Origin of the sequence: Caballeronia sp. (assembly GCF_028292365.1) — a bacterium.
In the GTDB taxonomy this organism is placed as follows: Bacteria; Pseudomonadota; Gammaproteobacteria; order Burkholderiales; family Burkholderiaceae; genus Caballeronia.
The window spans coordinates 1-12,117 of record NZ_JAQGMM010000474.1 but is presented as its reverse complement, the minus strand read 5'-3'; the positions used below and the strand labels follow the sequence as shown (position 1 = coordinate 12,117).

Here is a 12,117-nt window from a genome sequence, read left to right as displayed (position 1 = left end):
GAACTCTCTTAAAGAATTAGGACAAAACTAAGAATTCTTAAAATCAAAACGCTGGGGGTGGGACGAGCCGGGGGCGTTCATGAACGCCAAAAGGCGTCCGTGGTGTGCGGACGCCTTTTGGTTTCAGACGGAGTCAGATGGTGAGGGTTTTCGGGAACGGCGGGCTAGAAGGGACTCGCATCGGGCCAGGCTGCATTGCGTGTAAGAGGCGTAACAGAAACGGACGCCATCAAGTCGGCCGAACTGGAAACAACCAGCATGGCCGACCATCCAGGCGACGCCAGACTCACACCCGATGCAATCGCCCATGCATTGGGGTGTCCATCCGCCATATGAACCGGATACTCGCCGCTGACGATACCTCACCAAGCGCCTACATCGGGTCGGTGCCGGGGAGATCGCTTCCCGATGGGGCTTTTCCAGTCAGTCGCACTTCAGCCGCGTCATTCACCATCGCTTCGGCGTCACGCCGACAGCACTGCGATGCGAGAGCGGCCGACAGCACCCAGCCGTGCGAATTCGCGAAGCCAGTCTCATCGGACCGCGCGGCGCTACCCTTCTCGCTTCGCCACAGCCACTACGGACCTTGAACGCATTGCATCGAAGACACGCTGGCGATGCGGAATCGCCAGCAACAGACCCAGTGCGAGAGCGTCGGCAGCGAGACCCAGCGGGACATCAATCAGTCCACCCGTGAGCGTGAACAAAGCAGAATCCACACACAACGAAATCACCGCACCCGCTACGAAGCACACCAGTCCATCGCGGCCAACCGCGCCGACCCATGGCAAGCGTTGCGCTATCTGCTTCACCACGCCATGGCGTGCGAGGTCGCCCGCAAGCCACGCGACGCCGAGGAAATTGACAATTCTCGCGCCGGCCAGGTTGCGCTTGAAATCGCCATCGAAGGAAACCGGAAGCACCAGCAACTTGTAGTACGCCATGCCTGCGACGATCGCGAGCGCCGCGACGCTCACCAGCCAACCGAGCCGGTGCGAACTCACGCGCTGATAGATTGGATGGCAGCATGCAATCACGCCTATCACGAACATCAACTGCCACGCGGCTGGATTGAAATCCCACAGCAAGTCATCCGCCGACGGCAAATACTCGGCAATGGGCGTTGCCGCTGCCCACAACGCGATGCTCGCACCGAGCAGCAGAATTGGCTTGGTGCGTGCCAACGGCAACACAAACGGCACGGCCAGCGCAAAAAGCGCGTACATGGGCAGGACTGAAGACAAATACGGCTGGCGGCGCAAAAGCAGCACGTCGGCGAGCGCGGTGAACGGCGCGGAAATAAATGCATTCAGGTCGGACGTGGCCAGATTCGGCGCGCTGCCGAAAAACGGCCGCAGCAAGAAACTTGTCAGCAGCATGAGGACAGCGGTCACCAGGAATGCGCGATAAATTTCGAACGCACGCCGGAAAAACCGCGCCCGTGCGGCTGATTCCGAGCGGCGGCCCGACATTGACACATAGGCGGTCGCGGTGGCAAAACCACCCAGGAACACGAAAACTTCGGCGGCATCGTTGAGTGCGAACGAGTGAAGCGTCACACGAGATACCATACTGCCGCCAATATGATCGACCAGAATCACCAGCAGTACGAGGCCACGAAAGAAGTCCAGTTCGACCAGGCGTTGCGATTTTCCCTGCATGCGAAACCCGAAAGGGACTGCCGAAATCGGGCAGCAAAGGTTGAAGGTGCCGGACTGGGAACCGTTCCGGCCAACGTAAGGGAGAGAGGCCCTGGAGTTTACCCGTGTTCTCGCCGTGCACCATTTTTGGGATAAGCGGACATCTGTAGTCTGTTTCGCGAACTTTTCGACCCTGCGTCGCTCTCAATTATTTCATTAAGCTTACATTTTTGCTTAACGCGTCACGTATCATCGCGAACGGCCGCCGCCGCGTGGGCGCCTTTCACCGTTTCCTCCTACTTCTCCAAGACCCTCGGATCTCATGGACTATTTAGTTGCATTGGCAAGCGACCCCGGCGCGTGGGCCGCCCTGGCGACGCTCCTTGTCATGGAAGTCGTGCTCGGCATCGACAACCTGATCTTCATCTCCATTCTTACGAACAAACTGCCCGAGGCGCACCGCGCACGCACGCAGCGTCTCGGCATCGGGCTGGCATTGGTCATGCGGCTCGGCCTGCTCGGCACGGTGGCGTTGATCGTGCGCCTGACCGCCCCGATCTTCACCGCGTTCGGACACGACTTCTCGTGGCGCGACCTGATCCTCATTGCCGGCGGTGCGTTCCTCGTGTGGAAGGCGACCACCGAAATCCATCATCACGTGTCGGGTGAAGGCGAGAATGGCAGCGGGATCGCGAAGACCTCCACGCTCACGCCGTGGTCGGCGATCGGCCAGATCCTGGTGCTCGATCTCGTGTTTTCCATCGACAGCATCGTGACGGCAGTGGGCATGACCGAACACATTCCGATCATGTTCGTCGCGGTGGTCGGGGCCGTTTCAGTGATGATGTTTGCGGCAGGTCCGCTGTCGCGTTTCATCGAAAGGAACCCGACCGTTGTCATGCTCGCGCTCGGCTTCTTGCTCGTGATCGGGATGACGCTGGTGGCCGAAGGGTTCGGCTCGCATGTGCCCAAGGGCTACATTTACGCAGCCATGGCGTTCTCGGCGCTGGTCGAAGGGCTGAATATGCTGTCGCGACGGGCGAAGAAGAAACGCGCTTTGGAATGATGGCGCGACAAGCCGAAAACTGTCCAACTTTGCGGGGTCAGTTCACGGTGCTGAGCCGCGCGGTGCCGAGCCGCGCGGCGTTTTTTTGTCAGAACGGCAAGTCGGGCTGACGTGGCGGTTTATCAGCGCCGGCCACTTTTTGCGCCTTCAGCCAGCGTTCGATAACCCGCACGACGTGGTCCCGTTCGTCATCGTCCAGCCGTTTTCCCGCCGCGATACCGTGCCATTTCGCGAGGCAGCCCCGACAGCACGTTGCCGTGGCGTGCTGTGCGATAAATACCGGATGGCCGCGAAATGGCGTCTGCTTGCCGTCGTTCGGCAGATGCTCTGGCGCAAGTCGCCGCGCGATCAACTCACGCGCATGGCTGATCACTTCGGTCAACCCGTGTTCACGCAAATAAGCTTCTTCACGCGCACCCAAGCGGAAGCGCATGCGAAAATTCGAATGTGACAAGGCATCGAAAACGGTATCGATATCGCGCATGGCACTTGGCTCAGAATGGCTTGCGATACAGCGACGAATCTGTGAAACCTTCCGCATTCAATACATATCCGACCACGATCAACGCTGTCCTTTCGATGCCTTTTTCAAGGACTTTTCCGGCGATATCGGCGAGCGTACCGAGCACTTTCTCTTCGTCGGGCCAGCTTGCACGGAAGATTACCGCTACCGGGCACTGCGCGCCGTAATGCGGAATCAGATCAACTACTATCCGCTCAATATGACGCACGCCAAGGTGGATCGCCATGGTCGCGCGATGGCGTGCGAGATCGGCGAGTTGCTCGCCTTCGGGCATCGATGTCTTCGTGGCGAAGCGCGTCAGGATCACCGTTTGCGAGATCCCGGGCAACGTGAATTCGCAACCAAGGGATGCCGCCGATGCAGCTGCCGCCGTGACGCCAGGAACGATTTCATAAGGAATCGAAAGCATATTCAAACGCCGTATCTGCTCGCCTATTGCACCGTATAGCGAAGGATCGCCGGAATGCACACGCGCAACGTCTTGCGCTTTAAGGTGGGCGGCTTCGAGCAACGCAACGATTTCGTCGAGATGAAGATCGGCCGTATTCACGACGCTTTCCGCACAATGTCCACTCAGCACCGCTTCCGGCACAAGCGATCCGGCGTACAGGATAACCGGACATGTACGAATGAGGCGCTGGCCTTTCACCGTGATGAGCTCGGGATCTCCGGGTCCGGCGCCAATGAAATAGACCGTCATTTAAGGGGTTTTATCGAAAAGTGCGTGCGAGTGGGACCCTGCTTCAAGTGCGTCCAGAAGCGAGCTTGTATCGGGAAATTCGCGCTCGGCCGGTGGCAAGCGCGGCCGCTGCAGCATGACCACGGGCAAACCTCGTTCCCGCGCTACTGCAAGTTTCGCCTCCGTTGCCGAGCCGCCGCTATTCTTGCTGACGACGACATCGGTTTGCTGCGCGTCGAAGAGCATACGTTCACTTTCCAGCGAGAACGGGCCGCGTGCACCGATGATTGTCGCGCGTGCGTTACCGGGATGTGGGTCGAGACAGCGAATGGTCCAGTGTTGCGTCGGGGGAATCTCATCAAGATGCGCAAGCGGTTCGCGGCCCAGCGTCCAGAGCGGATATTTGTAAGGCGCGAGCGTGTGGACGATGTCCGGAAAATCGGCTGCCTCGCGCCAATCGTCTTCGGATTGCGGTTGCCACGGTGCGCGGCGAAGCGCCCAGTATTCAATGTGCTTGAGCGCACTGGCCGCGCTCGCGTGACGGCTCATTTGCGCGGCGTAAGGATGCGTCGCATCGACAATCAAGCCGATGGACTCCGCCTGGATGAACGCCTTTAACCCTTCTATGCCGCCAAAACCACCCACGCGCACGGTGCAGGTCAGATCGTCCGGCACGCGGCCCAGTCCGGCGAGACTATAAATATGTGCAGGGCCGAGACGTCGCGCGATTTTCAATGCGTCGCCGGTGCCCCCCAACAGCAAGATCCGCATCATTGCGCCCCCCCACGATGCGCCCCTGCTGGTCGATCGCCAAGCATCATGGTTTAACAGCATGCAGCAGCGTGACCGGAAGCGCCTGGCGCCAGGTATCGAAGGCGCCTAGCGGCTGTGCATGCGCAACGCCGATACGCGTCATCTCGCCGCCGTTGCGCGCGCGCCATGCGACCAGCGTCACCTCGCTCTGGAGGGTGACTGCGTTGACGATCATCCGGCCGCCTTTCTTCAGATGTGACCAGCACGTATCCAGCATGTCCGGCGCCGTCACACCACCGCCGATAAAAATGGCATCGGGCTCGGGAAGTCCGGCCAACGCGTCCGGCGCTTCACCCTCGACCAGTTGCAGTCCAGGCACGCCGAGCGCGTCGCGATTGTGTTCGATCAGGCGTTGACGCTGGTCGTTCGCTTCGATCGCGATGGCACGGCAACTCGGATGCGCGCGCATCCACTCGATACCAATCGAACCGCATCCCGCACCCACGTCCCACAGCAGTTCGCCAGGCTCGGGAGCAAGCCGCGACAGCGTGATCGCGCGGACATCGCGCTTCGTGAGCTGTCCGTCGTGCTGGTAAGCGTCGTCTGGAAGACCGGGCGTCAGCGGCAAGCGCCGCGCGTGGTGCTCCGCGATGCACTCGATGGCCACCAGATTCAGTGCGGCCACTTCGCTGGTCGTCCACGCGCTGGCCTCGCTGTCGATACGACGCTCGCGCTCGCCGCCCAGATGCTCGAATACACTCAGCCGGCTCGTGCCGAAACCGCGCTTGGTCAGCAACTCTGCGACCACGCCTGGACTCGCGGCGTTGCTGCTTAGAACGAACAGGCGCGCGCCGTGATGAAGCTGCGTTTCGAGCGCCGCGACCGGCCGCCCGACCAGCGATACCACCGCGACGTCCTGAAGCGCCCAGTGCAAACGCGCGGCGGCAAGCGACAACGAAGACGGCGCGGGCAACACGCGAAATTCATCGGCCGCCAGTTCGCGGGCGAATGTCGAGCCAACGCCGAACATCATCGGGTCGCCGCTCGCGAGAACACATACCCGTTTGCGTGCGCAACGATAGTCGAGCACGGGCGCAATCGTAAACGGGGTAGACCATGCGCGACGTTCGCCGCCAATTCGGGCGGGCAACAACGCGAGATGACGCGCGCCGCCGAAAATAGTATCGGCTGCGAGCAGCGCCTGGCGCGCGTGCCGGCCCAGTCCGCGCCAGCCATCCTCCCCGATCCCCACCACGGTCAACCACGGTGACATCCGCCGATCCTCGCTTGATTTATTCGCCGACTCATTGGCCAACTGATTCACTGATGCCAACTCATTCACTGATTGCGCCTCGTCTACAACGTGGCCGAGACAATGCGGCTAAACCACGTCCGGCCTGACGCCGATGCGCTTTAGCCGCTGCAAAAACAGGCATAATAGCGCGGTTAGTCGGTGCCCTTACGGGCCTAACAGGGAACACAGCAGAACTGTGGCTGCCCCCGCAATTGTACGCAGCGAGTCCGCGCTCCACTGCCACTGGTTTCGACTGGGAAGGCCGGTACGGATAACGACCTGCGAGCCAAGAGACCTGCCGACCGCAATTCTTCGTGCAAGCCAACATCGGGCGGGGTGTACCGATGCCGTGAACGTGCCATCCCGTGAAAGGGTCCGGCATGCTCGAGGCGCCGCGCGAGACCGAACGGGTCACGCTTTGAACGAACCACTCACTACTGTACGCGGATTAGCGCACGCATCAACGCAAGCATCGCGGCCATCGGCGTGTCCGGGCCTGATGCGGATCGTGCCTGCGCGCGACGGCGGCCTGTGCCGTATTCGCCTCGCATGGGGCGAACTGAGCGCCGCGCAGGCGCGTGTTGTGGCGCAAGTGTCCCTCGAATCCGGTTCCGGTTTCATCGATGCAACCAATCGCGCGAATCTCCAGATTCGCGGCGTAACGGAAGAAAGAGACGCGCAGGAAGCGCTCGTCTCGCGGCTCGTCGACGCGGGACTCGGTCCTGACACGCCCGATTCCGACGACCAGCGTAACGTCATGTCCGGTCCGCTGGCGGGCCTCGATTCGCACGCCTTGCTTGATGTCGTTCCACTCGTTTCCACGTTAATCGGGCAGATGCAACGTGACGCACGTTTGCATCTGCTATCGCCAAAATTCGCGTTGATGGTCGACGGCGGCGAGCGTCTTGCCATGCTCGACCATCCTCACGATGTGTGGCTTTCAGCGATATCGGCGGATCGGTTTGTATTCGGGCTGGCGGGCTGTCCACCCCAATCTGAAAATGATGCGCCTGCGTTAGCAGCAGTGAAAGCCGGGCCCGTGCCCGAGCTGGTTAATGCGCTGCTGCACACCTTCCTCGATCTCGCCCAGCCCTGGCAGACCAGGATGCGCGATCTGCTGGCGACGTATTCCATCGAAGAAATTCTTGGCCGCGTTCAGGAGAACCTTGGTTTCGCTTTGGATCGTGACGTTGAACACTGGCGTCGTCCCGCATCCGATGCAAGGCTGCGTTTCGGCGTGCGTCGTCAAGGCACCGGCGACAGCGTGTGCGTCGGTGCGCAAGTCCCGCTTGGGCGCCTGGATGCCGCGACGCTGCTTGCGCTCGCCGATCTCGCGCCACGATTACGCATGACGCCCTGGCAAAGTGTGATGCTGCTCGATGTGCCCTCCGCCGATGCCCAAGCGGTCGTTGACCAACTCGCCGCACTCGGCCTCGCGACGAATCCCGACGAACCTTTCGCACGCCTGATTGCCTGTGCGGGTTCGCAAGGCTGCGCAAAAAGTTTCGCCGATACCAAAGCCGATGCGCGAGTTCTCGCGCGGTCGATGCCGCCCAAGGGCGACGTACACCTGAGCGGCTGCGCGCGCTCATGCGCTGCGGCACATCGCGTCGCAACCACCTTGATGGCAGTTGCACCCGGCCGCTACGATCTTTACGGCAACGCGCCAGAAGCCCTCGCCCGCCACCTCACCATAGAACAGGCAGCCCGCTGGCTAGCCCGGAGTCACCTTGATGCCTGACTACATTCGCGACGGCCAGGCGATTTATCGCGCGTCGTTTGCGACCATTCGCGCCGAGGCCAACCTCTCGGCCATTCCCGCTGATCTGGAGAAACTTGCCGTCCGCGTGATCCACGCGTGCGGCATGACGGACGTCATCGACGACCTCGTGTTCTCTCCTGGCGCGGGCGCGGCAGGCCGCCTGGCGCTTGGCAAAGGCGCCCCCATTCTCTGCGACGCGCGCATGGTCGCCGAAGGCATCACGCGGGCGAGACTGCCGGCGGATAACCGCGTGATCTGCACGCTCAACGATCCATCCGTGCCTGAACGCGCTCGCGCACTCGGCAACACGCGCTCCGCTGCCGCGCTCGAGTTGTGGCAACCGGATCTTGAAGGCAGCGTGGTCGTGATCGGCAATGCGCCCACTGCACTCTTCCATCTGCTCGACATGCTCGACGCGGGCGCGCCCAAACCTGCGCTGATCCTGGGCTTTCCTGTGGGTTTTATCGGCGCGGCGGAATCGAAGGCGCTGCTTGCCGCCGATAGCCGCGGCGTACCATTCGTCGCGTTGCGCGGCCGGCGCGGCGGCAGTGCGATGGCGGCCGCTGCCGTGAACGCACTGGCAACGGAGACCGAATAGATGAGCGGACGCCTCTATGGACTCGGTGTCGGTCCCGGTGACCCCGAGCTGATAACAGTGAAGGCACTTCGCTTGCTGACCTCCGCGGCGGTGGTCGCTTACTTCGTGGCGAAGGGCAAGAAAGGCAATGCGTTCGGCATTATCGAAGCGCATCTGAAAGAGACGCAAACCCGCATGCCGCTGGTTTATCCCGTCACGACCGAAGCGCTTGAGCCGCCGCTCTGCTACGAAACAATCATCGGCGACTTCTACGATGAATCCGCTATCCGCATCGCGGATCATCTCGAAGCGGGCCGCGATGTGGCCGTGATCTGCGAGGGCGATCCGTTCTTCTACGGCTCATACATGTATCTGCATGACCGGCTGGCCGAACGATTCGAAGCGCACGTCGTGCCCGGTGTGTGTTCCATGCTGGGCGGCGTTGCCGTACTTGGCGTGCCGCTTGTGTATCGGAACCAGAGTTTGTCGGTGTTATCGGGCGTGCTGCCGGAGGCCGATCTCAGACAACGACTCGCCACCGCCGATGCCGCCGTGATCATGAAACTGGGCCGCAACTTCGACAAGGTGCGACGCGTGCTCACCGAACTCGGACTCGATAAACGTGCGCTTTACGTCGAACGCGCGACCATGGCGAACCAGCGCATTGTGCCGCTGGAAGAAGTCGATCCCATGGCGTCGCCCTACTTCTCGCTGCTCGTCGTGCCGGGGGAGAAATGGCAAGCGTGAGAGCGTTGAACGATCAGGTCCCCGTGGCAATCGTGGTGCTGGGCACGGGCGCTGTTGACACCGCTCGCCGCATTCAGGCGCGGTATCCGGGTTCGCTCGTTCATGGCCTCGCGAGCCGTGTTCAGGGCGATGTTACGTTCACCGAACTGGGTTTACATCTGCGTGAACTCTATGCGCGCAACACACCGATCGTCGCCTTATGCGCGGCGGGTATCGTGATTCGATGCCTCGCCTCTGCTGTCGGCGATAAGACCCATGAACCACCCGTGCTGGCTGTGGCCGAAGACGGTAGCGCCGTCGTGCCTTTGCTTGGCGGTCTGGGCGGCGTGAACGTGATGGCGCGAGAAATCGCGGCGGCGCTCGACGTCGCTCCGGCGATAACAACCAGCGGCGAACTGCGTTTCGGCACTTGCCTTCTGAACCCGCCAGCGGGTTACGTGCTTGCCGATATCGAACACGGGAAACGTTTTGTGTCCGATCTTCTGGCGGGCGCCACGACGCGCATTGAAGGTCACGCACCGTGGCTCGACGCAGCAGACTTGCCACGCGCTGCCGACGCGGGCCTCGCGATCCGCATCACGCCGCATACGAGCGAAGTTGCGGGCGAGTTGATGATTCATCCGCGCTGCGCGGTTGTGTGCGTGACGGTGTTGCCGTCGGCGGGCTCGATTGTCGAACGTGTGCGCGAGAGCTTGCGTGAACAGCGCATTGCGCCGATGGCGCTGGCAGCGGTCCTCGCACCGTTGAGCATGATGACGTCTGGATTGCTTGCTGAAGCTGCACAGGTATTAGACGTGCCGCTGCGCTTCGGGACGCTTCGTGCTGATTTCGTCATGCTTGAGTCTCTCGATGACGGCGTCACAATTGCCCTTGCGCCACAGCCGCTCGATCCCTCAACGCTCGGACAAGCACGCGGCACATTGACCGTGATCGGTCTTGGTCCCGGCAGCGCGGATCTGATGGTGCCGGCAGCAAGAAGCGCTTTATCGCTTGCAGACGATGTCCTCGGTTACGAGACCTATGTGCGCATGGCCGGTCCCTTCGCGCCGCATCAAGTGCTTCATTGCACCGACAACCGCGAAGAGATGCAGCGCGCGCGTCATGCGTTCGAACTGGCGAGTACGGGACGCAACGTAGTGGTTGTATCGTCGGGAGACCCCGGGGTCTTTGCAATGGCCGCGGCCGTGCTCGAAGCGCTCGATCAGGCCCGCGACAACGCGCTGTGGAACGCGGTGGAATTGCAGGTCGTGCCGGGTGTCTCTGCGGCGCTTGCCACCGCTGCCCGGGCCGGTGCGCCGCTTGGCCACGACTTCTGCATGCTGTCGCTTTCGGACAACCTCAAGCCGTGGGGCGTGATAGAAACGCGCTTGCGGCACGCCGCTCAAGCCGATCTCGTGATGGCATTTTATAACCCCGTCTCGCGCGCGCGGCCGTGGCAACTCGATCGCGCGCTTGATATCGTGCGTGAGTATCGTAGTGCCGAAACACTGATTGTGCTGGGCAGAAACATCGGCAGGCCGGGCGAAACACTGACCACCACGACGCTGGATAAACTGCGTTCCAGTCAGGTCGATATGCGTACGATGGTGATCGTTGGTTCATCCACCACGCGCAGTTTTCCGCGAACCGACGGTAACGGCGACTGGGTATACACACCGCGCTGGTACGAATGAACTAGGAGGAAGTCATGGAAGCGGCCGTACGATAATCCGCGTGCCATGATTCGGCGAGCGTCACGCAACGTCTTAACCGTACCGCCTCATTTTCGAAATCGATGATGACGATTTGATCCGCTGCATCGGGACGCGACGGCGTTTCCGGACTGCGGCCGTCGGTCAGCAACCATAGGAAGCGCCGTTGTGAAGGACGATGACGCGCGGCCCTGAGCAATACATTGGCGCCGGTGCGTACGCCCAGCGCAAGCGGCGTTCCCCCGCCGCCACCTATAGGTGCAAGCCAGCGTTCATTCCACCAATGCGCCGCTCCGGGTTCACGACGCACTTGTGCTTCCCCACCGCCAAAGCAGACCAGCGCCACCTCTGCACGCTCGCGGTACGCCCGGTCGAACAACGCCACGACCAGTCCTTTAGCCAGCGCAAGCCGCTTGCCGCTTAGCATCGACCCGGAGCAATCAAGCACGAAGCAATGCAACGCGCTGCTGTCGCCCTGCTCACGATGAAATCTCAAGTGAGCTTTATCCAAAGGCTGATTGCGTTTCGCCAGCAGCGTCTGCAACCAGTCGATGCGCGTGCTCGCTTCGCCCGCACGTGATCGCGTTTTACCTTGTGCTGAAGGTTCTAGCCATCGAAGGCGGCCGGGTTCGGCCTCTGGATCCTGCCTTCGATGGCTCAGGATTTTTTTGCGGCAAGCGGCCTGACGTTCTTGACTGCCTTGATGTCTACGGGCTCTGGAGGCATGTAGCCGAAGCTTGCTTCGTCAGTGTCTTTCTTTTGCGTACGGGACTCAGAAGAGCCTTGATCGCTGGGTGCGCTGCCCTCCTTGCGCCGATGCAGCAACACCGATTCCGCCACGCGCTCAACGTGCTCCACGTTCACCGCTGATGCTTCTTCAAATGCCGCCAGCGCTCGCGCCGCGCGCAGCATGGTGAGATCGGCGCGCAAGCCGTCGACATGAGCCCCGATGCATAACTCGCTGACGCGTGAGTGAACTGCGTCGTCAAATTCGAGGGAAGGAAGTATTGCTCGCGCTTGACGCATCTGAAGGGCCAAGCCCTCCTGTTGCCCCTCAAATCGCAAGCGAAAAGCGTCCGGATTCGTATCGAATGCGAGACGCGCCTTGACGATCTCATGACGTTTTTCAGCGTCGAAACAATTCTGCAGTTCAACTGCCAGACCGAACCGATCCAGTAGCTGAGGCCTGAGTTCGCCCTCCTCAGGATTCATTGTCCCGATCAGCACAAATCGCGCTTCATGCCGATGCGAAATACCGTCACGTTCGATCACGTTCACGCCGCTCGCAGCTACATCGAGTAACTGATCCACGAGTTGATTGGGCAGCAGATTGACTTCATCGACGTACAACACCCCCTGATGCGCCTTCGCTATCAAACCCGGAG

At 61.2% G+C, this 12,117-nt stretch carries 12 protein-coding genes, 1 pseudogene and 1 riboswitch; of the genes and pseudogenes, 6 read left to right on the top strand and 7 right to left on the bottom strand.

Going from position 1 to position 12,117, the window contains the following annotated elements; all coding sequences use genetic code 11:
* Positions 1-397: 397 nt before the first annotated feature.
* Positions 398-472: pseudogene (locus JWR14_RS38640) on the top strand (AraC family transcriptional regulator); the annotation flags it as partial.
* Between the two features lie 79 nt (positions 473-551).
* On the opposite strand, the gene JWR14_RS27620 reads toward JWR14_RS38640, so the two are convergent.
* Positions 552-1,661, bottom strand: a complete 1,110-nt coding sequence (locus tag JWR14_RS27620) for an OpgC domain-containing protein (protein ID WP_299715111.1) — start codon at positions 1,659-1,661, stop codon at positions 552-554.
* A 301-nt stretch (positions 1,662-1,962) separates the two neighbouring features.
* Here JWR14_RS27620 and JWR14_RS27615 point away from each other — a divergent pair, with 301 nt between their 5' ends.
* Complete coding sequence (locus tag JWR14_RS27615; RefSeq protein WP_299715108.1) at positions 1,963-2,706, top strand: TerC family protein; 744 nt, start codon at positions 1,963-1,965, stop codon at positions 2,704-2,706.
* A gap of 88 nt (positions 2,707-2,794) precedes the next feature.
* On the opposite strand, the gene JWR14_RS27610 is transcribed toward JWR14_RS27615, so the two are convergent.
* Genes JWR14_RS27610 through cbiE form a run of 4 tightly spaced genes read right to left on the bottom strand, consistent with a single transcriptional unit; the run spans position 2,795 to position 5,934 of the window.
* The gene (locus tag JWR14_RS27610; protein WP_299715106.1) at positions 2,795-3,190 is read right to left on the bottom strand and encodes a DUF4186 domain-containing protein; all 396 of its coding nucleotides are present in this window, start codon (positions 3,188-3,190) and stop codon (positions 2,795-2,797) included.
* A gap of 10 nt (positions 3,191-3,200) precedes the next feature.
* A complete protein-coding gene (gene cobM, locus JWR14_RS27605; protein WP_299715104.1) occupies positions 3,201-3,929 on the bottom strand; it encodes a precorrin-4 C(11)-methyltransferase in 729 nt (242 codons plus the stop codon).
* The gene (locus JWR14_RS27600) at positions 3,930-4,682 is read right to left on the bottom strand and encodes a cobalt-precorrin-6A reductase (protein WP_299715101.1); all 753 of its coding nucleotides are present in this window, start codon (positions 4,680-4,682) and stop codon (positions 3,930-3,932) included. It lies immediately after the preceding gene.
* Between the two features lie 43 nt (positions 4,683-4,725).
* Positions 4,726-5,934, bottom strand: a complete 1,209-nt coding sequence (gene cbiE / locus JWR14_RS27595) for a precorrin-6y C5,15-methyltransferase (decarboxylating) subunit CbiE (RefSeq protein WP_299715098.1) — start codon at positions 5,932-5,934, stop codon at positions 4,726-4,728.
* A 161-nt stretch (positions 5,935-6,095) separates the two neighbouring features.
* A riboswitch (cobalamin riboswitch) is annotated at positions 6,096-6,273 on the top strand.
* A 100-nt stretch (positions 6,274-6,373) separates the two neighbouring features.
* Here cbiE and cobG point away from each other — a divergent pair.
* From cobG to cobJ, 4 genes are read left to right on the top strand one after another with little or no spacing between them, the layout of a single operon-like run.
* Complete coding sequence (gene cobG / locus JWR14_RS27590) at positions 6,374-7,696, top strand: precorrin-3B synthase (RefSeq protein ID WP_299715095.1); 1,323 nt, start codon at positions 6,374-6,376, stop codon at positions 7,694-7,696.
* The gene (locus JWR14_RS27585) at positions 7,689-8,315 is read left to right on the top strand and encodes a precorrin-8X methylmutase (RefSeq protein ID WP_299715092.1); all 627 of its coding nucleotides are present in this window, start codon (positions 7,689-7,691) and stop codon (positions 8,313-8,315) included. The genes cobG and JWR14_RS27585 overlap by 8 nt, the downstream gene beginning before the upstream one ends.
* Positions 8,316-9,041: a precorrin-2 C(20)-methyltransferase gene (locus JWR14_RS27580; RefSeq protein ID WP_299715089.1), complete on the top strand. Its 726-nt coding sequence runs from the start codon at positions 8,316-8,318 to the stop codon at positions 9,039-9,041.
* Positions 9,029-10,714, top strand: a complete 1,686-nt coding sequence (gene cobJ / locus JWR14_RS27575) for a precorrin-3B C(17)-methyltransferase (protein WP_299715087.1) — start codon at positions 9,029-9,031, stop codon at positions 10,712-10,714. The genes JWR14_RS27580 and cobJ overlap by 13 nt, the downstream gene beginning before the upstream one ends.
* A gap of 1 nt (position 10,715) precedes the next feature.
* Here the strand turns inward: cobJ and JWR14_RS27570 are convergent, their stop codons facing one another.
* Together JWR14_RS27570 and JWR14_RS27565 are read right to left on the bottom strand one after the other, a co-directional pair.
* The gene (locus JWR14_RS27570; protein ID WP_299715084.1) at positions 10,716-11,228 is read right to left on the bottom strand and encodes a VWA domain-containing protein; all 513 of its coding nucleotides are present in this window, start codon (positions 11,226-11,228) and stop codon (positions 10,716-10,718) included.
* A 161-nt stretch (positions 11,229-11,389) separates the two neighbouring features.
* Positions 11,390-12,117: ATP-binding protein (locus JWR14_RS27565; RefSeq protein ID WP_299715081.1), on the bottom strand; the 728-nt coding region annotated here is incomplete at its 5' end.

Bases quoted from the DNA above. Each gene is read 5' to 3' on its own strand.
- cbiE (WP_299715098.1), bottom strand. From the start codon at position 5,934: ATGTCACCGTGGTTGACCGTGGTGGGGATCGGGGAGGATGGCTGGCGC.
- cobM (WP_299715104.1), bottom strand. From the start codon at position 3,929: ATGACGGTCTATTTCATTGGCGCCGGACCCGGAGATCCCGAGCTCATC.
- JWR14_RS27585 (WP_299715092.1), top strand. From the start codon at position 7,689: ATGCCTGACTACATTCGCGACGGCCAGGCGATTTATCGCGCGTCGTTT.
- JWR14_RS27615 (WP_299715108.1), top strand. From the start codon at position 1,963: ATGGACTATTTAGTTGCATTGGCAAGCGACCCCGGCGCGTGGGCCGCC.
- JWR14_RS27620 (WP_299715111.1), bottom strand. From the start codon at position 1,661: ATGCAGGGAAAATCGCAACGCCTGGTCGAACTGGACTTCTTTCGTGGC.
- cobJ (WP_299715087.1), top strand. From the start codon at position 9,029: ATGGCAAGCGTGAGAGCGTTGAACGATCAGGTCCCCGTGGCAATCGTG.
- JWR14_RS27610 (WP_299715106.1), bottom strand. From the start codon at position 3,190: ATGCGCGATATCGATACCGTTTTCGATGCCTTGTCACATTCGAATTTT.
- JWR14_RS27600 (WP_299715101.1), bottom strand. From the start codon at position 4,682: ATGATGCGGATCTTGCTGTTGGGGGGCACCGGCGACGCATTGAAAATC.
- JWR14_RS27580 (WP_299715089.1), top strand. From the start codon at position 8,316: ATGAGCGGACGCCTCTATGGACTCGGTGTCGGTCCCGGTGACCCCGAG.